This is a genomic window from Methanolacinia paynteri, from assembly GCF_000784355.1.
Taxonomy (GTDB): Archaea; Halobacteriota; Methanomicrobia; order Methanomicrobiales; family Methanomicrobiaceae; genus Methanolacinia; species Methanolacinia paynteri.
This window is the reverse complement of sequence record NZ_KN360925.1, coordinates 63,507-82,541: the sequence shown is the minus strand read 5'-3', so window position 1 is coordinate 82,541 and position 19,035 is coordinate 63,507. Positions and strand designations below refer to the sequence as shown.

At 51.2% G+C, this 19,035-nt stretch carries 19 protein-coding genes; 4 read left to right on the top strand and 15 right to left on the bottom strand.

Annotation, left to right across the window (positions count from 1 at the left end):
- Positions 1-2: 2 nt before the first annotated feature.
- The 6 genes from METPAY_RS02230 to METPAY_RS02205 all read right to left on the bottom strand — a co-directional run bounded on the left by METPAY_RS02230 (position 3) and on the right by METPAY_RS02205 (position 8,318).
- A complete protein-coding gene (locus tag METPAY_RS02230; protein WP_048148734.1) occupies positions 3-1,568 on the bottom strand; it encodes a hypothetical protein in 1,566 nt (521 codons plus the stop codon).
- Complete coding sequence (locus METPAY_RS02225; protein WP_048148732.1) at positions 1,565-4,828, bottom strand: tubulin-like doman-containing protein; 3,264 nt, start codon at positions 4,826-4,828, stop codon at positions 1,565-1,567. Before METPAY_RS02225 ends, METPAY_RS02230 begins: the two co-directional genes overlap by 4 nt.
- Positions 4,825-5,616, bottom strand: coding sequence for a hypothetical protein (locus METPAY_RS02220; protein ID WP_048148731.1), 792 nt, complete (start codon positions 5,614-5,616; stop codon positions 4,825-4,827). Before METPAY_RS02220 ends, METPAY_RS02225 begins: the two co-directional genes overlap by 4 nt.
- 55 nt (positions 5,617-5,671) lie before the next feature.
- Positions 5,672-7,102 (bottom strand): MFS transporter, encoded by a 1,431-nt coding sequence (locus METPAY_RS02215; RefSeq protein ID WP_048148729.1) that lies wholly within the window; start codon positions 7,100-7,102, stop codon positions 5,672-5,674.
- Positions 7,103-7,172: 70 nt separating this feature from the next.
- Positions 7,173-7,565, bottom strand: coding sequence for a protease inhibitor I42 family protein (locus tag METPAY_RS02210; RefSeq protein WP_048148728.1), 393 nt, complete (start codon positions 7,563-7,565; stop codon positions 7,173-7,175).
- Between the two features lie 102 nt (positions 7,566-7,667).
- Positions 7,668-8,318: a hypothetical protein gene (locus METPAY_RS02205; protein ID WP_048148725.1), complete on the bottom strand. Its 651-nt coding sequence runs from the start codon at positions 8,316-8,318 to the stop codon at positions 7,668-7,670.
- Between the two features lie 133 nt (positions 8,319-8,451).
- On the opposite strand from METPAY_RS02205, the gene METPAY_RS02200 reads away from it, so the two are divergent.
- A complete protein-coding gene (locus tag METPAY_RS02200; protein ID WP_048148723.1) occupies positions 8,452-8,931 on the top strand; it encodes a TrkA C-terminal domain-containing protein in 480 nt (159 codons plus the stop codon).
- Positions 8,931-10,055, top strand: coding sequence for a cation:proton antiporter (locus tag METPAY_RS02195; RefSeq protein ID WP_048148721.1), 1,125 nt, complete (start codon positions 8,931-8,933; stop codon positions 10,053-10,055). Before METPAY_RS02200 ends, METPAY_RS02195 begins: the two co-directional genes overlap by 1 nt.
- Here METPAY_RS02195 and METPAY_RS02190 read toward each other — a convergent pair.
- From METPAY_RS02190 to METPAY_RS02170, 5 genes are all read right to left on the bottom strand, one after another.
- Positions 10,044-10,535, bottom strand: a complete 492-nt coding sequence (locus tag METPAY_RS02190; protein ID WP_048148719.1) for a chemotaxis protein CheW — start codon at positions 10,533-10,535, stop codon at positions 10,044-10,046. The genes METPAY_RS02195 and METPAY_RS02190 overlap by 12 nt on opposite strands.
- A gap of 24 nt (positions 10,536-10,559) precedes the next feature.
- Positions 10,560-12,572, bottom strand: a complete 2,013-nt coding sequence (locus METPAY_RS02185) for a methyl-accepting chemotaxis protein (RefSeq protein WP_048148718.1) — start codon at positions 12,570-12,572, stop codon at positions 10,560-10,562.
- A 164-nt stretch (positions 12,573-12,736) separates the two neighbouring features.
- Complete coding sequence (locus METPAY_RS02180) at positions 12,737-13,186, bottom strand: hypothetical protein (protein WP_048148716.1); 450 nt, start codon at positions 13,184-13,186, stop codon at positions 12,737-12,739.
- A 162-nt stretch (positions 13,187-13,348) separates the two neighbouring features.
- Positions 13,349-13,933, bottom strand: coding sequence for a tRNA/helicase-type nucleic acid-binding protein (locus tag METPAY_RS02175; RefSeq protein WP_048148714.1), 585 nt, complete (start codon positions 13,931-13,933; stop codon positions 13,349-13,351).
- Complete coding sequence (locus METPAY_RS02170; protein WP_013328103.1) at positions 13,933-15,189, bottom strand: nucleotide-binding protein; 1,257 nt, start codon at positions 15,187-15,189, stop codon at positions 13,933-13,935. Before METPAY_RS02170 ends, METPAY_RS02175 begins: the two co-directional genes overlap by 1 nt.
- A 139-nt stretch (positions 15,190-15,328) precedes the next feature.
- Here METPAY_RS02170 and METPAY_RS02165 point away from each other — a divergent pair, with 139 nt between their 5' ends.
- Complete coding sequence (locus METPAY_RS02165; RefSeq protein WP_013328104.1) at positions 15,329-15,520, top strand: DUF1858 domain-containing protein; 192 nt, start codon at positions 15,329-15,331, stop codon at positions 15,518-15,520.
- A gap of 44 nt (positions 15,521-15,564) precedes the next feature.
- Here the strand turns inward: METPAY_RS02165 and METPAY_RS02160 are convergent, their stop codons facing one another.
- Positions 15,565-16,470 (bottom strand): adenosylcobinamide amidohydrolase, encoded by a 906-nt coding sequence (locus METPAY_RS02160; protein ID WP_048148712.1) that lies wholly within the window; start codon positions 16,468-16,470, stop codon positions 15,565-15,567.
- The gene (nrdD, locus tag METPAY_RS02155) at positions 16,467-16,829 is read right to left on the bottom strand and encodes an anaerobic ribonucleoside-triphosphate reductase (protein WP_013328106.1); all 363 of its coding nucleotides are present in this window, start codon (positions 16,827-16,829) and stop codon (positions 16,467-16,469) included. The genes METPAY_RS02160 and nrdD overlap by 4 nt, the downstream gene beginning before the upstream one ends.
- Positions 16,830-17,041: 212 nt before the next feature.
- On the opposite strand from nrdD, the gene METPAY_RS02150 reads away from it, so the two are divergent.
- Entirely contained in the window at positions 17,042-17,305 is a 264-nt protein-coding gene (locus tag METPAY_RS02150; RefSeq protein ID WP_013328107.1) for a hypothetical protein, read from the top strand.
- 79 nt (positions 17,306-17,384) lie between these two features.
- On the opposite strand, the gene pyrF is transcribed toward METPAY_RS02150, so the two are convergent.
- Both pyrF and METPAY_RS02140 read right to left on the bottom strand, forming a co-directional pair.
- Positions 17,385-18,020: an orotidine-5'-phosphate decarboxylase gene (pyrF, locus tag METPAY_RS02145; protein WP_048148710.1), complete on the bottom strand. Its 636-nt coding sequence runs from the start codon at positions 18,018-18,020 to the stop codon at positions 17,385-17,387.
- On the bottom strand, positions 18,017-18,964 hold the full coding sequence (locus METPAY_RS02140; RefSeq protein ID WP_048148708.1) for a deoxyhypusine synthase: 948 nt from the start codon (positions 18,962-18,964) through the stop codon (positions 18,017-18,019). Before METPAY_RS02140 ends, pyrF begins: the two co-directional genes overlap by 4 nt.
- Positions 18,965-19,035 lie beyond the last annotated feature (71 nt).

Below are 19,035 nucleotides of genomic sequence, written 5' to 3'. Positions count from 1 at the left end.
GTCTAAAGGCCGAATTTTATTATCTCGGTAAACCTCCACGGCGCAAGGCCCTTCGGGGCGATCTCGTCCTCGAAGCCCTCTTCGGTCGGGAAAGGCTCGGCTGTCGCGTCCACCGAGACCGCGACGAAGTACATCGAGATATCGTTCATCATATTGACGAGATTTCTGAATACCGTATTTGCGGAGAGTATCGAGAATATCTTCTTCTCGATCTCGCTGGCGTTCCTCGAGTGGTCGTCTATGCCCGAGAGCTTCTCCGCACCCATCGAGAGTATCTGGTTCCTTATCTCCTTGTTTTTCCAGAAGAGGAGGTCGGTCTTGGTAACAGCGAGGGCGTACTTCTTGTTGGGGTTGAAGAATCTCATATTCCGCCGGTTTTCAAGATCGATAAGTGTCTTCATGTAACCGCCGAACTCCCTTGCAAGCTGGGCCTGGCCCTTCCTGCTTCCGGTTATCTTTTCGCCGTCGATGAGGAAGATCACCTTGCCTGCTCTCAGGAAGTTCCCGTACATCGTGATCAGTATGACGCTCTTCGTGAACTCCGGGTCGACGAGCATGTCCCTGAAGTTCAATTTTATGTACTTCACGAAGTCTATCGTCCCGGCACGCCTCCTGATATCGTTGGGGTGCATCCCGAGTGCAGGTGCGATCTGGTTTATGGCCCTGGTGTAGTTCACCTCGTTCAGCTCGTCGTAATATTCTCCCGCATAGTCGACGACCGTCCATTTTACAGGAATTATGCCGAACTTCTTTCCGGTGAGCTGGTACATCACCATCTGGTACCTGTATGTCCTCGACAATATCTGGCCGTCGAGCACGTTTGCATAGAGGTTCGATATCCTTAGGTCCTCACCGTCGTCATTGGGATCGCCCGTGAGGACGACACCCTCGTTCGAGTGACCTTTGTCGAAGTGTTCGGAGATGTAGCCCCAGAGGCCGAGCACGAAGTAGGTCTTTCCAGAGGACCTCGGCCCGAATATGAATATCTCCGAGGCACGGACCCCTATCGTGATCCTGATGGCGAGCCAGTATAAGACCAGCGATATGACGATGCCCGTTCCGAATACGAATACGTTCTGCAGAATCAGGTACTCAGATACCGATGCATCGGCGGAGAAGGATGAGGCATAGAGTTCGTACGCCAGGAACCCGATGATTATCGCGAAGAATATCGTGAACAGGAGTTTTGCGATCTTCGCAAGGCTGTCATACCTGTTCGAGAGAACCGACCTGATCACGGCAACTGCGCCCACTCCCGCTCCTGACCCGAAAGCGAGCAGGAGAAGCGTTACATTCGCCCAGGGGCTGACATTGACATAGAATACGGGGATTGCAGCAAATATTCCGCAGTATATGATCCCGTTGATCCTTGAGTCCTCGTTGAAGATCATCCCTATCGCGATTGCAAAGAACAGGCCGCAGAGAAACTCCATGAATACCGTCAGTGACGCGGGGGTCGGGTGGTTCTTGAAGTATGGCGCGATACTGACAAATATGTATGCAACTATTATCGCAAGGGGAAGGCCGGCGAGAAGATAGATCTTTCGCCTTTTGTTGTTGATTATCATTCCCCGGCAGCCTCTTTGATATCCTTCACCTCGTAAAGATCAAGAACCCTCTCCTTTGCCTCGTCCCTAGACTTCTTGTTGCCGTCTTCAAGGCCTGCGATCTCTGCCGCATCGGCGAGCAGGAGGGTGCGTTTGCGTGTCACATACTTCCCCTGCTGGAGGTAGAGGGCGTGATGCAGGATGTTGTTCTTAGATCTCTCGTATTTCTCCCAATACCCGCCGCCGGTCGTAAGGGGCGAGATATTGTCGAGGAAGCTTGCCGCGGCAAAGAACGTGAGCGAGACCTCCCAGGGCTTCGTGTAGTTGTGCGAGTTGACCTTGGCTGAGTCCACACCCTTGAGGTCGAGGGCCTTTACAAGATACCGCCTGAAGTCTCCCGCATTGTTGTCGGTCATCTGCGACAGCCACCTGGAGGGCGACGATGCGACGAGTGCTGATTTCTCGAAGCTCCATCTCTCCGTTCCTCCGGGTCCGTGGCCGACGGAGAGGTTGTTCACGCCGAGCTTGTGCGCATCTATGAGATCCTTGTACTTCCACCTGACGATATTGTAGAGCTTCTCGATCTCCTTCTTCCCGTCGTTGTCGTAGTCGAGCGAAGAGAGGTCCGAGTCGTCGTTTAGCAGGGACAGTATGGCGGGATTGATCTCCCCGAACCATGTCCTGTACATGCCTTCGATGGTCTTCGAGCCGCCGCGTCTTCTCTCCTCGATATCCCTGAGGCCGGAGTCGTAGCTGTCGAGTGCGGCTTTGAGCTTCTTCCTTGCCTCAAACGAAGAAGAGATGAGCTCGTCGAGCCTGGTGAAGAACTCGATCTCCTGCTGCATCTCTTTTTTGGACTGGATAAGGTCGTCGATCTCGCCGTTGATACTGTCGATTCTCGATTCGTATCCTTCGCGGCTGTTGATGATCCCTGTAAGCCGTTCCCTGAGGCCAGAGAGTATCCGTCCGCTGTCTCCGCCTGAAAACGAGGATATAAGCGCCTTTTTCTCCTCGGATTCGAGATTGAACTGGGAGACGAGCGGCTCGATTACGGCCTCGCGGAGGGAGACCATCTTCGAGTCGAACTCTCCCGTGATGAACCTGTCCTGGACATATATCTCGAAGGGTTCGCGGATGAAGATCCTTCCGGGATGCATCCTCGCGATCTTGTTGATGCGTTCCTCCTTTGTGGCCTTTTCGCTCCTGAACATCTCGAAGTTGAGCTTCTTCCCGAGGAGCGTGTCCCCGAATCCCTGCTTTTTGGCTACTCTCATCATATAATCGTTGAAGTAGTAGAGCGAGACGGATTCGGCGAGGTCGTTCAGGTATGCAAGATCGGTTCCGGTAATCTTTTCCAGCCTGTCGATATCGGTCTGCATCTCGCCGAGCGGGAGAGAGCCCATCCAGGCATCGCGCCTGATCGGCTTCAGCTTCTTCTTGCCAGAGGTTTCATTGATCCTCTCGATGAGGAGCGACATCAGCCATGCGAATTTATCGATATACTCTCTTTCAAGATCCTCAAGCGACCTGCCGCTTTCGTCTCCCCCGTGGCCCAGCGCGATATAATCGTCGACAGGTTTTGCGAGGGCGTTGATCTCTGATTTGACAAGGCCGACATCCCTGTCCCTGAGCTTTACGATCTCGTCGAGCTCGGATCTCTTCTTCGAAACTTTGGTATCTGCCTCGCTCACTTCCGCCCTGAGCTTTCCGGTCTCGGAGGAGATATCCCCTGAAATCTTTCCGAAGTTCTCTTCGCCCCTGATCAGGTTTACAAGGGCGAGACGGGCCGAGTTGTCCCTGACCGCGAGCGTCTTATTCTGGAGTTCGGCCATCTGCCCGAGGAGGTTGAGATTCTTTTTGACAAGTTCGTAGAGTTCCTGGTCCTTCGCGTTCTCGTGCGGTTTACTCTCGTTTTCAAGGGACTTTTTGAGCCTTGTGACATATTCGGCGAGCTTGTCGAATTCGTTAATCCTGTCGAGCTCCTTCAGCTCTACCGGCATGTTGTTGCTTATTGCGGATTCGATGATATTCTGCGTCTGGAAGTTGAGAAGAGACGTGATCTCGTTCTCCCAGACATTCCTGATCTTCTCGATCTCCTTCTTGAATTTGGTTACGTCGGAATGCGTAATCTCTGTGTCCGTCTTTGAGAACTCGGCCGGGTAGAGGTTCTCGTTCGTGGCGAAGAAGGTCGAGATCTCTTTTAAGAGGCGTGTTCTTTCGTTCGAGATCTCCGAGTAGGACGCGATCACATCCTCGAATCCTTTTTTCAGGGTCCGTAGGTTCTCGACAGGATACTCGATCACATGCGAGTCCGCGAATATGAATCCCGAATAGTCTCTCTTTGCATCGACTATCGCCGAAATATCGGCCGTCGGGAGGTAAAATGCGTTGATGAACATGTACGGGAAGGACGAATCGAACTCGACTACCTCCCTCTTCCGGTCTCCGCCGTCTACGTAGCCGGTCGGGCTTAAGGAAGAGAGGACGATGTAGTTGAAGAGCTTGTCGTCCTTCATGTTCAGGTATTCTATCTCTGAGAGTGCGATTGCAGCGTTGAGCTGTTCCTTCTCCCCTTCTCCTGCCGCAGGAAGGACGCAGAAGAGCCAAATCTTTGCCTCTTGTCCGCGTTTCTCCTTGATGTAGCGGGCGAGATCGATGAACATCCCCGAGCCGGTTCCTCCGCCGAGTCCGACGATGATCGCCACCGGCCCGTGTCCCTGGAATGACGGGAACTGCTCGCCGCCCTGCGTTATGGCTTTGTAGAATACGGCCTTGGAGATCGCACGGCGCCTGTGCACTCCCCCGCCGAAGTCATCGACGATGTTCGGGTCTACCTTCTTCAACTCCTGGTAGTCGAAGCCGTAATCCGGATCGTTCATCCACCAGACGTCCACGAGCGGCGGCTCCCTCCGGTTCTTTACCTGCTCGATTATATCCTTTGAAGTCAGGGACGAGACGCGGTCGACATTCGCGAGATCGGGGATGTGATAGTGGAATGCCTTGACGCTTCCGCCTGTGAGGTTTTCGGTCTTTTGGATCTCGGAGAGTTTCTTCTCGACACCCGCGACCCTCCGGAGGTCTTCTTTCCTCTGGTTGGTATCGGTGTCGAGTGTGTAGAGGGTAAGTCTCTTGGCGTCGGAAAGGTAGTGCTTCAGGAACCAGTCGTGCTCGTAGATCTGCGAGATCAGCTTTTTTCCGCATCCGCCTACCGCGACGACTGTGAGTTCGTCGGGCATCTGGAAGGGTCTTCCCTCGATTATGCCGTCATTTGGCAATCTCATCTCCCCCTGTAGTCATCCTCGAAGTCCTGCATGTTTCTTGCCCTGATCTGGCCGAAGATGACACCCACGACTAGCCCTATGATCATGAGGACTATCGCGGCGATGGCGGTCATCGTAAGAGAGACCGTCGACTCCTTCGGCGCTTCCCAGTAATCGAGCAGGTCTCCTGCCTCGTCAGTCAGGCCCTTTGAGTAGAGATCGTCGATGATTGCCCTCATGTCGGTGTCGGAGACGGCATTCAGCCTTTCCTTGAACACGTCCTCTCCGGGTATGGTTATCGAAAAGGTCTCGGTTGCAGCCGTCCCGAGAAGATCGTTGTTTTCATCCAGCGCACGCACGTGATAATAGATGTAGCCGGTGCTCTGCTCCACCCTCTTTGTAATGACAACGCCGTCGACAGTCTCGACCGAGGTCAGCGAAGGCACCCTGCCGGAGCATGTGACCGTTATGCCCTGGTCGGGATACTCGAGGATTTTGAGCGTGATCTTCTGGTCGTTCAGTGAATCTTCTCCGCCTTCGATCTCGACATAGGTCGTATCGGGCACGGTCCAGAGCGTAGAGTCTGAAACTGGAATAAGATCGGTGCTGATCTCAAGATATTCCGCTTGTACCGGTAGTCCTGTAATAACTATGGTATATGTTATTGTAGCGGCTTCATCCTGTGAGTCGGGGAGGGTTCCGTCGGTTACCTCGATATTCATGGCTGCACAGGGTGTGCATACCGCCAGGAATAACAACCCCAGGGCCGCCAGGGTCATGCATAACAATGCACTCTTCCTTTGTAGCATAGAGAGATGATTAATTTTAAACAAATAAATAATTTTCAGCAGATACGGGAAAATTTCATAATTGAACCTTCCGCCCGTTGTTTATCGCGATTATCAGCATCATTATCACAAGTGCTGCAGCCATGCCTGTTGCAAATGTGTAAAAAAAAGCCTCTGGTGTCGGGGTCTGCCATGATACGCCGTCTACTACTGTTTTTACCGAGAATGTCGCGAGGAAGATGCCGGTTATTATCGGCCCGATCATGCCGCCGATGTTCGTGTATGAATTCAGGAGCCCGGTTGCACCCGCGGTCCTGTCCGGCGGAACGGTGCCGATCATCAGAATGAGATAGGCCGTTGAGATCATTCCCATGCCCGCACAGAATATGGTGTAGACCGCCGCGAGCGTTATTACGGACAGAGGCAGCAGGAAATATACGAGCGGTGCGATTATTATCAGTACCCCGCCCAAGTAAAATACCGGTTTATGGCCTTTCCTTCGCACCCAGACGCCCGCTGATGTACTCATGATCATGTCTGCGATGGAGCCGGGAACCATTATACAGCCGACGAAAAGTTCGCCGAGCATAAGGCCTGCTGGGGACTGGATTATGAACGGGAATACCTGAACGTAGAGGAAGGTAGTCATGTTCAAAAGCAGCGCCATCGCCGCGATTATGGCAACCTTCCTTTTTTTAAGCATTCTGAGGTCTATCGAAGGGAATGCAGATCTCTTTTCGCAGTATACGAACAATACGCCCACTATCACTGAAAGTGCCACCGAAACAGCGACCGGCAAGGACTCAAACTCTCCTCCGTAGCAGAGAGTTACGGCCGTCATAAGGAAGAAAATCGCGACCAGCAGGAGGAAAGCGCCTGCCCAGTCCGATTTTCTCCCGGGGGTTCCGGGCGACGAGGGGATTTTGAGATTTACCAGTACAAGATGCAGGATGACAACCGGGATCAGGATATAGTAGGTCCATCTCCACCCGAGGATACCGGTCACGATCGACCCGAAGAAAATACCTAGGAGTGTCCCCGCCCCGTAGCATCCGGCGAGAATTCCGATCCCTGTAGAGACTCTTTCGGGAGGGAAATGCTCGGATACTATTGCAAATGCGATTGGGGATGCGGCTATGCCTATGCCCTGCATCGCCCTGAAGAGGAGAAGCGACCAGATATCCCACGAGAACCCGGAGAGCAAAACTCCGGCGACATAGAAGGCAAGGCCTATGGAGAGAACCTTCTTTCTTCCGAGGTTGTCGCCGAGTGTCCCGAGGAACGGGCATAAACTCGCTCCAAGGAGAAGAACTACCGGAAGGATCCATGCCCCTATTATTCCCTGGGTCGAGAACTCAAGTTCTATTCCCGGAAGTGCGGCAACAAGCATCGACTCCGATATCATCGGCAGGAGAATGCAGGCCGAAAGGAGAATGATTGTGGTGCCGTGGCTGAATTTGTCCCGGGAACCCGATGTTCTTTCAGCGTGAAATATGCCGTGCTTCAATATCCTCTACTATAGGCTCTGAAAAGATTTAATCCTGAACCGTGTGTTCCGGGATAAAAAAAAGTTGGGTTTATTTTACTACAACCGTTGCCGACCAGGTCGTGTCATCGGTCGATGTCTCTTCCCATGAACGCTTGTATATGCCTTCTATGTTGAATATGCCGGTGTTCTCTGCCTTGTATGTGAATACATGGACTCCACCGGCACCGACGAGACCCTCGCTGTTTGCATCGGGCACATACTCGTCAGAGACATATGTCAGCCCCGGTGCTGTGAGCTCCCATGTGTACCCGGTTGTCGGGTTTTCCGTAAGTTCGATCATGATCTCGCAGTCCTTTGAAACATCAACGGTCTTTCCGTTGTCATCATCATACAGCATTGTTGTACATGTTCCGGTGCATCCTGCAAAGAGAAGGCATGCCGCCAGAAGAAGCACTGCTGCGAACGAATATGCCATTTTCATTCTCAATTCCTCCTGTACAGCTCCTATGTAGGTCCTTTTTTGATATATATTCTTTTATGACTTCGAATTTACCGGAAGCCAATGCCTGATCGGTTAGTTTTATTATCTGCGCCTTTTCCAGAACGGTTTTTTGAGGAGATCGATTTCTTCTTCGGTATAGTCGATCCATTCAAGTGTCTTTTTGTTGAATTCGTCCTGTCCTGCAGAAAGGTCGTCGATTTTTTTGTCAAAATAGTCTACCCATTCCCCTGTGGCATCAGTGTTTTCGGTTATTTCTGCAATAATCCTGAGATATTCCTTCCTCTCCTCGTTACGTTCGGCCCGTTCCGCAAGGAGCTGTTTTTCAAGCTGCTCCACCCTGTTTGTCAGCCTGTTAAGTTTCAGTTCTATGAAGGCTGTTTCATCCTCTTTTCCCCGGGACGGTCTTGAGGCTGGTGTTTTGCCCGAAGGGGTATTGTTTCCGGCAGGAGCGCTCTGTTTTTTCCTGATCTTCTCTCCTGTCTTTTCCTTTGTACTTTTTGCAGCGGCTTTGCCTCCGAGCTCCCTGATTATATCCGCCGTCGTCTTCCCTGCGGCCTCCATCGAGGAGATCTTTTCGACTATTCCCGCGGCTTTCTGTTCATAGAGTTTTACCCGCCCAAAAACCCTTGACGGGATAACCACTTTGTACTCTTCGGCTATCCTCTTCATCTCGCCGGCAGAAACTCCGGCTATCTCTGCAATATCAGGGGCTTTAAGTGGTTTGTCCGTCATCTCTACTCCGCATCCCGTTCACAGGATAACCTTCCTTTCAAAAGCTGTTAAAATTTTTCAATTTCAGTTGCACCTGAAAAGGGCCCCCTGCATTCGGAATGTAGATATTCGATCAGGACCCAAAAAACTTTCAATGTCATTTACATCCCGCGATATGCCCGGCATCGGAACCAAATACGAACTTGATACTGAAAAGGGTGACCGGGTATCGATTATCTACATGGAGGGTGAAGGTGTCCAGCTTTACGTGAGGTCCGGCAACGGAGACTATTGTTCGGCCGATCTTACACCTCCAGAAGCAAGAAGGATCGGCAACGTGCTCACTGGTGCAATTCTCGAGACCGATGAGGAGGAGATCTGCATGGTGTTCTCCTCGTTTGCCGATTTGAAAGTAAAGATGCACACGTTTAAGCTTGGCGACAGGACATCGGGAAAGACTATAGGGGACCTGAATATCCGCAGCAGCACCGGGGTAACGGTAGTTGCCGTGAGCCGGAAGGGCCAGAGCATCTTCAACCCGTCACCCTCGTTCCGTTTTGAAACGAACGATTCGGTTCTTGTGATCGGAAATGCCGAACAGATGAAGCGTTTTGAGGAGGAATTCGTTCGTTAATGTTTGAAGGAATTGCATTAGCCCTCCTCGTCTGCCTTATCCTTGCATGGGTATCGAAGAAGGTGAGATTCCCTCCCATCCCCGCGTACATGTTCGCAGGTCTGCTGCTCGGGGCGGGAGGTCTCGGAATAGTCGGGGAGAGCGATGTCTCCGACTTCCTGGCCGAGGCCGGGCTGCTGTTCCTCCTATTTACGATGGGCCTTGAGCTGAAGCCCGGGGAGATATACGGCCAGGGCCGTTCATTTCTTCTTTCGGGAACGGTCGATCTCGCGATAAACATCCTCACTGGGTATGCGGTAGCAATCGTCGTGGGATTTGATGTAATGGATGCGGTCGTCATCGCCTGCGCCTTTTACATAAGCAGTTCGGCTATGGCCGTCGCCTCACTCATTGAGAACAGGAAGCTTGCGGCTCCGGAATCGGAGACGATCCTCTGGATAATGGTCTTTGAGGATATTATGCTTCTTCTGATCATTGTGGCATTGTCTTCGGGAAGCAAATCCCCGGCAGCCGTAATAGCAACCGCTGCGGTGCTGATAGCCGGATTTTTTGCCCTTTGCTACTTATTCAGGAAGACTGTCAGGGCATTTCTTGAGAGGTACGAGGATCTCGGGCTGCTGTTCACATTCTCCATTGTGCTGGCTGCAGGCGGAGTAGCCATTGCCCTCGATATCCCTTCAACCCTGGTTGCAATAGCCCTCGGCTCAGCGATGTCGGTTACAAAGCCCGAGATACTCGAAAAGCATGCAAGACCTTTCAGGGATATATTCCTTGTAATATTCTTCGTCTTCTTCGGAATCTCCGTTGACCTGTCATCCGGATTTCCGGTGGTCTCCGTGATCCTCCTTTCGCTTGCGGCGGTCACGACAAAGCTGATTTCATCGCTTGTCATTGGAAAGGCGACGCACGGAAACTACCTCTCCGGAATAGAGATCTGGTCGGAGACTACGGCAAGGGGAGAATTTTCTCTTGCCATTGCGACATACGGATCACCCCTGGTTCTGGGAACAATAGCTGTTATGGTTCTTATTACATCGACCATAGGGGGCCTGACGGGTAAATATTCAGATAAAATAAAAAGATATGTGAGAAAAAAGAGCGTTAAAGGCCGTCTACCTGGCTGAAGCCAGAAGATCCTGGAGGAGCTGGCTGATATCCAGCCAGATTATCAGCCTTTTCTGTCTTCCCTTCTCCGTATCCATGTTCTCGGTGTCCTTGTCCTCGATTTTGATTATTCCCTTTACATAGGCCTCGCTCGAGAGGCCGCCGCTGACCTTTTCAATATTCTTCTCAGGGATCTGGAGGACCGAATGAACCGCATCGACGATGATTCCGACGATCGATCCTTCGGCGGCTTCAGGAACAAGAACGATTATCTTATGCTCCTCTATATCCTCAGCACTTTTTTCAGGCAGGCCCAGGATATTGTTGAGATTGATGATGTTTGTAATCTCACCGCGGAGATTGATTATCCCTGCGATGTACGGTGGCGCCCTAGGTACCGGGGTTATCGGTATCATCTCAACGATCTCTCTTGTAAGGCCGATATCGAGTGCATAACGCTCGTTGTTGATCTCGAACTCAACGATATCAATGACTGTCATTGATCTCTCTCCTGTGGAATATTATCAGACCTTTAACTGACTTATTGTTTCCTTTATTTGTTTTGCAAGACCTGTAACCTCGTCCACAGCGCTGGCAATCTCCTGCACGGAGGCGCTTGTCTCCTCGGAGAGTGCTGCAAGCTCGTCGATCTCGTTCTGGACATCCCCGGCAAGCACCGTGCTCTTGTCGGTCTGGCCGACGATCTTGTTGGCGATATTGGCCTGGTCCTCGATTGCCCGTGCAATCTCGCCCATATCCATTGTAACACGCTCGGCGCCTTCTACGATATTGTTTAAAGCCCGGATTGTTGCGTTTACGCTCTCTGCACCTGACGTGACCTCGGTATTGGCCGATTTTATCGATTCGACCGTTCCGAGGCTTGCCTTCTGGATCTTCTCTATAACGCTGTCGATCTGGGCAGTCGCCTCTCTTGCATCGCTTGCAAGATTTTTGACCTCTCCGGCGACGACCGCAAAGCCTCTCCCGTGTTCGCCTGCTCTTGCAGCCTCTATTGCGGCATTGAGTGCGAGCATATTGATCTGGTTCGTGATCTCTGTGATAAGCCTGACGACATTATTGATCTCCTTTAGCTGGTTGTTGAGGCCTTCGATCTCGTCGACGCTTTTATTCGTGATGCCCATTACGACTTCCATCTTGGATGTCGCGTTGCGCCCGAGCTCCTCTGCTTCCCTGCCCATCTCGGAGACCCTGCCCGACTGGTCCAAAACCTCCTGCGATGTGCTTGCAATCTCTTCGTTGGATGCTGACATGTCCGAGATCTCCTTGTTGATCTCCTCCATTGCGCGCAACAGGTTGCGTGTGAGCTCGGCGGCTTTCTGTCCATTTATTGCAACCTGTTCGGACGCCTTTGCGACCTCTCCGGTACTGTGGTTCGCGTCGCTCATATACGACTCGACCTCTATCATCGCCTTAATCGCATCTCCGAAGATGGTTCTGCTCTCGTTTATCGCTTTGTTGTAATTGTCTTTGAGCTGTTTGAGCAGGTCGTTCTCCCTGTGTTTCACGGTAACGGTGAAATCACCGTCGCTCATCGCCTTCAGGCCCTTTTCTATATCGTTTGTGCTCAGTTCGAGGGATTCAGCCTTTTCTTTCTGTTCTTCCATCAGCCTGAGAACTTCGGCTTCCTTCTCCCTGATCGCGGTTATATCGTTATATACTATCAGGAGGTTTGAAATATCTCCGTCTGCGTTGAATATCGGAATTCCGTACTGCTCCAGGGTCTTTACTCCTGTGGGGAATTCTACTCTGACCTCCCCGAAACATCTCCTTCTTGTCTCGAAGACATTCTTTATCCCTTCGCCCTTCTGCTCCAGGACCTTAAAATCCCTGAGCGACATTTTTATGAGTCTGCTTATTGGTATGCCTGAGAGATCGGAATATGCCGGGTTTACAACTCTGATATTCATCTCTTTGTCGCAGAGAAGGATAGGCATCGGGTTCTGCTGGACGATCGTCTCGGAACGCTCCTGGAGAGCTTCGATCTTTTTCAGGTCCTTTGCGATCTCTCTCTCTTCTTCGCGTTCCCTTGTGATGTCGAGGAACACGAACATTCCGATGTTTACGTTATTGCTCTCATCGACGAGCGGAACCCCCTTCTGCACGACGTATTTGACAGTACCCGATCTCAGGGTCATCTCAAGTTCGCATTCTGTCTTCTTCCTCATGGAGAACAGTTCGCCTGCTCCTTCCCCCCTCAATGTTTTCGCTTTATACAGATTTTTATCGCCTGAAAGAGCCTCAGGAAGTGTAACTCCGAGAAGGTCTGCATACGATTTGTTCACATCCACGATATTGAAACTGCTGTCTACGATGACAATTGGGATGGGATTTTGCGCGATCATCATCTGGACGCTGTCGGTCGTATTTTTACAGTCCACAAGAAATTCTATGGCCGTGTTGATCGTATCGGAAAGCTCTTTTAATTCGGGATCTTTGCAGGCATCCGAATCGATCCGGACCGAATGGTCGCCTTCGATTGCAAGTTTCAATACTTTAATGATATCTTTTAGCTCCATAAGCCACCTCAGGGAAAATTGATGAAAATTAATTTTGACTAGATACTATTGGATCTATTTTTTCTATATATTTATAAATGCTGAATGATCTTTTTTTTGCCTGTTGTTAACGCATTTCAAATAACCCGGGGAGTTCTAATCATTTAATTAAAGTCATATTTTGATTAGAAAAGCCTGTAAATTAAATAATCGCCATGAGTACTTTCTTTCTGGTCGTAATCTGCGAGTATGTTTGCCCTGTTCCCGAGTGATAACATCTTCTCGGCGAGGATCTCGATGCCGCATGTCTTCTCGAACAGGGTTTCGAGACCGGCGTTAATCTTCCTGATATCGTCATGCGAGAGCTTTTCGAGGGCGTCTGCGGGGTAGCACCCTATATCGAAATAGTTGAAGACGGATTCAAGTGCTATTACCCAGAGCCTGTTCATTATCGCCCTCCTGGCGGCAACATTGGCTTCGATCTCCGTAAGCACCAGGTATGCCCTGTTAGGGCCGTAGTAGAACGCCCTGAATGAATATAATGTCCCCTTTGATGGCGTGATCTTGTCCGGGTTCACCCTGAGGTAGTCTGCAAGGGCCTTGATCTTCTTTTCCATCTCCCGGTTTGAAGCCATATATCCGTTCAGTACTCCCTGTAATTATTGCCGTTATTGGGGAGGGATCAAGTTCTGTACTGATTCCGTGCCGCAAACAACAGTATACTGGTTAAATATAAGATGCAGGGCATTATAAAAATTGATTTGATTTGCCGGGAATTCCTGGGCGTGTGTGCCGGCTTAGATATCGGCTGCAACAAGCGATTCGTAAACTATTCGCCTATAGTGTTCGGTTGACGTATTATAGAACTCCGAAGCCTTCATGGAGTCGTCCGTGCTGCCGAACCTCTCCAGCCGGTCAAGCGTCTGTTCGGCCGCATCGTCGATCCACGTGAGATAGGTGTCCTTATCGATCCGGGTAATTGTTTCTACCCTGACTGTGACAAAGATCGATCCGTCCGGAGTCTCCCTGATTCCCGGTTTTCCTACGACTGCAGCGAAGTCGCCCTGGTTGATCTTCGCCATCTGCTGCATGGCTTCCTGCTGGTAGCTGCCGGCGTTCAGGAAGAAAAGCCCTGCCGGGTCGCGGAGTCTTGCGGTATAAAACGTGTTCTGGTCGCCCCGCTTCTCCTTCTGGGTTACTTCCCCGCAGATGAATATCCTGTTGCATCTCTCTCCCGTTGGGAGAAGAATGAAGCTCGGGCTTTTTTCATCCTCTCCGTCCCTGAACTGTAGTCTTGATTCCCTCAGTTCGGTTGAGAATACCCTGATCGCAGGTTCGCGGACAAAACTTCCTGCAGGTCTTGAAAATCCTCCTTTGCTCATTACTGCTCACCTCCTTCAGGCAGTACCGAAGCCCTGTTGATCAGATCCGCATGGCGGGTTGAGTCGTACTTCACAAGGGAGCAGCTCTTAACAAGCAGAGTTCCGTCTATATCGCTCCCTTTGCACTCGACATACCTGCCTAAAAGAGCTTCCTGCATCTTCATTATTACATCGTCGAATCCGAGCGGGTTGTTCTCGGCCGTCTCGATAGCCGCTTCAAGGGAGATCCCGGTGAGTTTCTCGGCTTCCTGCCTCTGGACAAGGACATTGGTTGCCTTCTGTCCGTTGTCGACGACACCGGTTATCCTGAGATCATAGCGGAAGTCGTTCTGGATCTCGTGCACCGGGCAGTAATTCTGCCTGGATAAGGCCCTGTTGCACCCTTCAACCTTGCAGCGCTTGATAAGGCCCGTACCCCCCCCCATATGCACGAAAGCACCCGAGATCTTCGTATCGCCGGAAGCAACCTCGATATCGGCTCCTTCGTCTTCCAGGATCATAGCCCCCGTCAGGTTCATGGAGAGCCTTCCCTGGAATTCGTCGACACCGGCATAATAGATATTGTAGACCTTTCCTGCTTCGAGGCGGACATTGGTATCGTCTTTCCAGGTTACGAATCTTACAGTGCCCGATTCGTCGCCGAGCAGTCCCGACTGGAACATCCTCTCGTGACGCGGCTCCCAGTCCTGCATCACCTTTGCTCTTATAGTCGATACACCGGGTTTCAGCGCTGAGATCGGAACAGGCGAAGGCATGAATGTCTTCTCCATCTCGATGGGTGTAATCGTCGTTCCGGAGTGGATCTTCATGCTGGGTGCACCCCTGTACTCGTCCACAGTTGCCGATTCGAACCTGTACCACTTGCGCTCTTCAAGCAGCGGTGCATTGGATTTGGCCCAGACGATAAACCTGATAGCTCCTGATTCATCGGAGAGGATTCCGCTCTGTGCGATTACCTCGGACTGTGGAGAGGAGAGTGAGACTATCTTTCCTTCGACGGTCACCCAGTCGCCGGGCGAAACACCAGCGATCGGTACAGCCTGCTGCTGGGCGGAAGGTGACTGCTGCGAGGGGCCGTTAAGTCCGTATTCACGCAGGAGTTCGCTCGTCACCATCTTTTCGGCCTCTTCAGGTGCTATGCCGAAGTCGGCGGTCAGGAGTTTCAGCTTCGATTCGATCTTGTCGTTCTCAAGGAGAACGCCTTTTTCCTTGAATATAAGGGAGATTCTTTCTGTAATCTGCGGATCTATGTCCATAATAAAACATCTCCAGTTAATAATCGGTACTTTGGTGATATTTAATCTCCGGCTCTGCACTGCGAAAGTGTGAGACGTGCATATGCCGGTTGTGCAATATTAGTATTTATTAAAAACAATGAGCGGCATAAAATAGGTAATGGCACTAACAGCAGATAGTCCTTTAACCGAACTTTTGCAGGAAAATCCGAAAGCTGCAGAAATTCTGATGCGTTTTGGAATGGGGTGCGTCGGATGCGCACTTGCCAGCGGCGAAACGATCCGCCAAGCAGCAGAAGGACACGGTATTCCACTGCCCGAACTTCTCGAGGCACTTGGAATCGAAGAGTAGTCGGATAAAAATCAACAGTTATTCGGGATGAATCCGGGATCTTCTTATTCCCTGATTTTCAGCCCGTAATCTTTTGCAGTATCTTTTAAATCTTCCAGGCCTGCCTCCGGGTTTTTCTTCAGGTATTTTGCAACCTTCGGATGATGGATCAGCAGGCATCTGGTGCATGCCCATACCTTTTTTCCCGAGGCAGAATCGATCCAGTCACCCAATTGTTCATCGTGGCACGGGTAAAACGGGCAGTAGCAGAAATCGCAGGCCTGCCCCTTAAAATGACACGGGTAGTATTCGCATGAGTCCGGAGACCATTCCATCCAGTGGGCACCGCCGATCGTGCTGTATATGAAAAAAGACGGCTTCTTCCTGACGACCTTCGATTCATTCCTGAGAATTGCCTCCTTCACACCCATCCTGACGCACTCATACGCTTTCATTCCGGGTTCTGTAAATGTGCCGCAGTACATCCCCGCCGATTCGGCTGCGTCCCTGTCGTATGCGACGATTACGGCATCGGTCGTTGTCCCGGTGAATTTGTAGCCCATGTCGAAAAGAGCGGCTGTTTTTGCCTCGGTGACCGTCTTTACCATCTCGAGCATAGCACTGTCGGGCATGCTCTTTGCGGAGTGTATTATGATATTTATCGTCCCCGGGCCCTGGGGATTGGGGTTGGTTACTCCGGCGGTGATGAACGCCGTAATATATCCGCATGAAAATATGCAGAGATCCTTCATATTTACAGCAGTCAGGAGCCCGAAAAATCCGTCATTTTCGTAGCCTTTCCCTGTTATAATATCGTGTATATATCCTGCCGGATCTTCGCATTCGAAGTCTTTGGGAACGCTGCTGTTTGTTATCGTATTGATATCGGAAATGCCGCCTGCAACTCCGGTGCTTGCCGCCCTGAAATTACCACGGATAAAAAGAGTATTTTTTGTATAAAAGAATCTCATGCAACCGTATAGCGTGATCTGTCCTTGAGTTCCTGCTGTTTGCCCTGGTTCCACCCTGCAACGTCGGCGAGATAGCCGGTTACGCGGGAGACCTGCGAGACGTCGTGGGAACCGCACTCAGGGCAGATCGGCTGGCCGCAGAGAGGGCAGTACTCGATCTTTTCAATAATATCGTGCGAACAGCCACAGTGATCGAGAGGGCACATGATCTCGAGGTGCGTCTCCCCGCAGTTGGGGCATGGACTCTCCTCGACAACCATATGGCATGTGTGGCATTTGTACCTGCGTTCTTCTTCGGGGATATCTTCAAGGGTCTTGTATTTCTTTGCAAGTTCAAGCTGTTCTTCAGTCCATATCATGTATTAAGAATTTGATGGATAGTTAATAACTTTTTTGGATGCGGTTCGAAAATTAAGCCTGGTATAGAGTCCGGATTATCGGAAATGTTTATTAATGTCAATGATTCCTGTGTATACATTCGCGCCGGCCCCCTGCATGCCATTCACAAAATTTCGGGACTGTCCTGCAAACGAATAAATATCCTGCGGGGCAAGGAACTTTTGTCAGGAATATGGAAGGAGACGTTTTTTCAGGGAAAAATTCCGTTGTGCTGGAGATTGACGGGAAGAAGATCGCGATCGAAGGCCTGGACAGCTTATTTTATTCGATCTACAGGGGCGGAGTCTCAAGCGATGAACTCCTGCTGGAAAGAGTGAAAGAAGAGCTTGAAAAGACCGGCAGTGTTCCTGCAGACCTGCTTGACGATGCGGCAGCCCGCCTGATTACAATCTACAGGGAAAACATGGAGCGGGCCGGGGGCATAAATTTCGGTTAAAATAAAATTGTTCCCGTTTTCGCCTCAGGCGACTCATAGGGCTCGTCATCTGCTATTCGCATCGGAACGGGTCATCTCATCATCGGCGTACGAAGGAATACTCTTCTGCGGCCTTTGCCGGGTCTTCGGCATTGTATATCGAGCGGCCGACGATCATTCCGTCGATAAGCGGCGCAATCTCTTTTGCATCTCCTCCCTGTGCTCCAACGCCGGGTGAGAGGATCTTTTTGCTGCCGATTATCTCCCTGAGAGCCTTTACCCTCTCGGGCCGTGTTGCAGGGGCTATGATCCCGTCTGCACCGCACTCCACCCCCATCCTTGCGATCCTGGCTGCATTCTCTCCCGAGAGGAATTCAAGAGCACCGGGGTGGCTCATCTCCGACACCACGTAGCAGCTGCCGCCATAGTCGTGCGCCGTCTCCACGCAGGCCTCTACGGAATCGCTTCCGGTAAATCCCTGTGCAATAATGGCCGAGAACCCTGCCTGGAATGCATGCTCTGTGATGAGTTTATTCGTGTTCGGGATATCGGCGACCTTGAAGTCCGCGATAAGCGGCAGGCCGAGTCCTGCAATCTCATGAACAATTTTCATTCCCGCACCGAGTACAAGGGGGTAGCCGATCTTGATGGCATCAAGATAAGGTGCCGTCTTATCTGCAATATATACCGCCTCCTCTCTTGTCAGCACGTCAAGTGCAAGTATAAGCTCCGTCATCTTCGCATCTCCAGTCTTTCAAGTGTCGCCGCAACGATCAGCGGCAGGTTGATCGTCGCATCGCCGTAAACCGTCTGTGCTGTAGCCTCACCGGTGAGTTTTCCCCAGGATTTCGCCTCGTCGAGGGTTGCACCTGAAAGGCCGCCGAGGTCCGGCCTGTCACCGGTAAGCTGTACTGCATAGTCGAAACCGTTAGGAGTCATAAGCATCGACTGGAAGATATAATTTTTCGGGACTCCCCCGCCAACCAGCATCGCCCCGCTCTTTTTTGCGCCGAAGCATATATCCATGAGCGACGGCATATCGGCGAAAGCGTCTATCGTGACCTTATTCATCTGTGAAAAGAGCCAGTACTGCAGTCCTATCATCGAATCCTGTATTGCGGGACAGTACACCGGGACCTCTTTCTTTGCGGCCGCAGCAAGAATTCCCGAGTCAAGGTTTCTGCCTATTGTCCTGGTGAGATCGGCTATGCCGTATTTTTTGTCTGTTTCAAGGCCCGAGAATACTCCCTGCAGGAACTCCTCGAATTTGATGAACGCGTCGTTCGGGAGGAATATATCATATATCCTGTTGATCTCCTCGTCGCGAAGCTCCACGTCGTTGCAGATCTCAGTCCCGTGGTAGTGCCTGCACCCGATCGCCTCTATAACGTCGTGCGTCAGGTTTGCCCCCGTCGAAACGAGAACATCGATGTGCCCCTGAAGTATCAGGTCCTCGACTATGCCTCCCATTCCTCCCGGCACCATGGCACCTGCAAGACCGAAGAATTTCACGACCTCCGGGTCGGAGAGCATCTTTTCATAGATATTTACCGCATGCCAGAGAGATCCGGCGTTATAAGCCCGCGATTTACCAAACTGCTCAACAAGTTCCCCGGCGGTCATACCCGCCTTTACCCTTGCCTGGATGACAGGCGTTTTGCACAGGTCATTATCTTTCATTGCCCTAAAACAAGCCTCACTTAGGTTTCAGTATAATATCTATGTTTTTGTAGAGGATAAGTTTGGGGTTC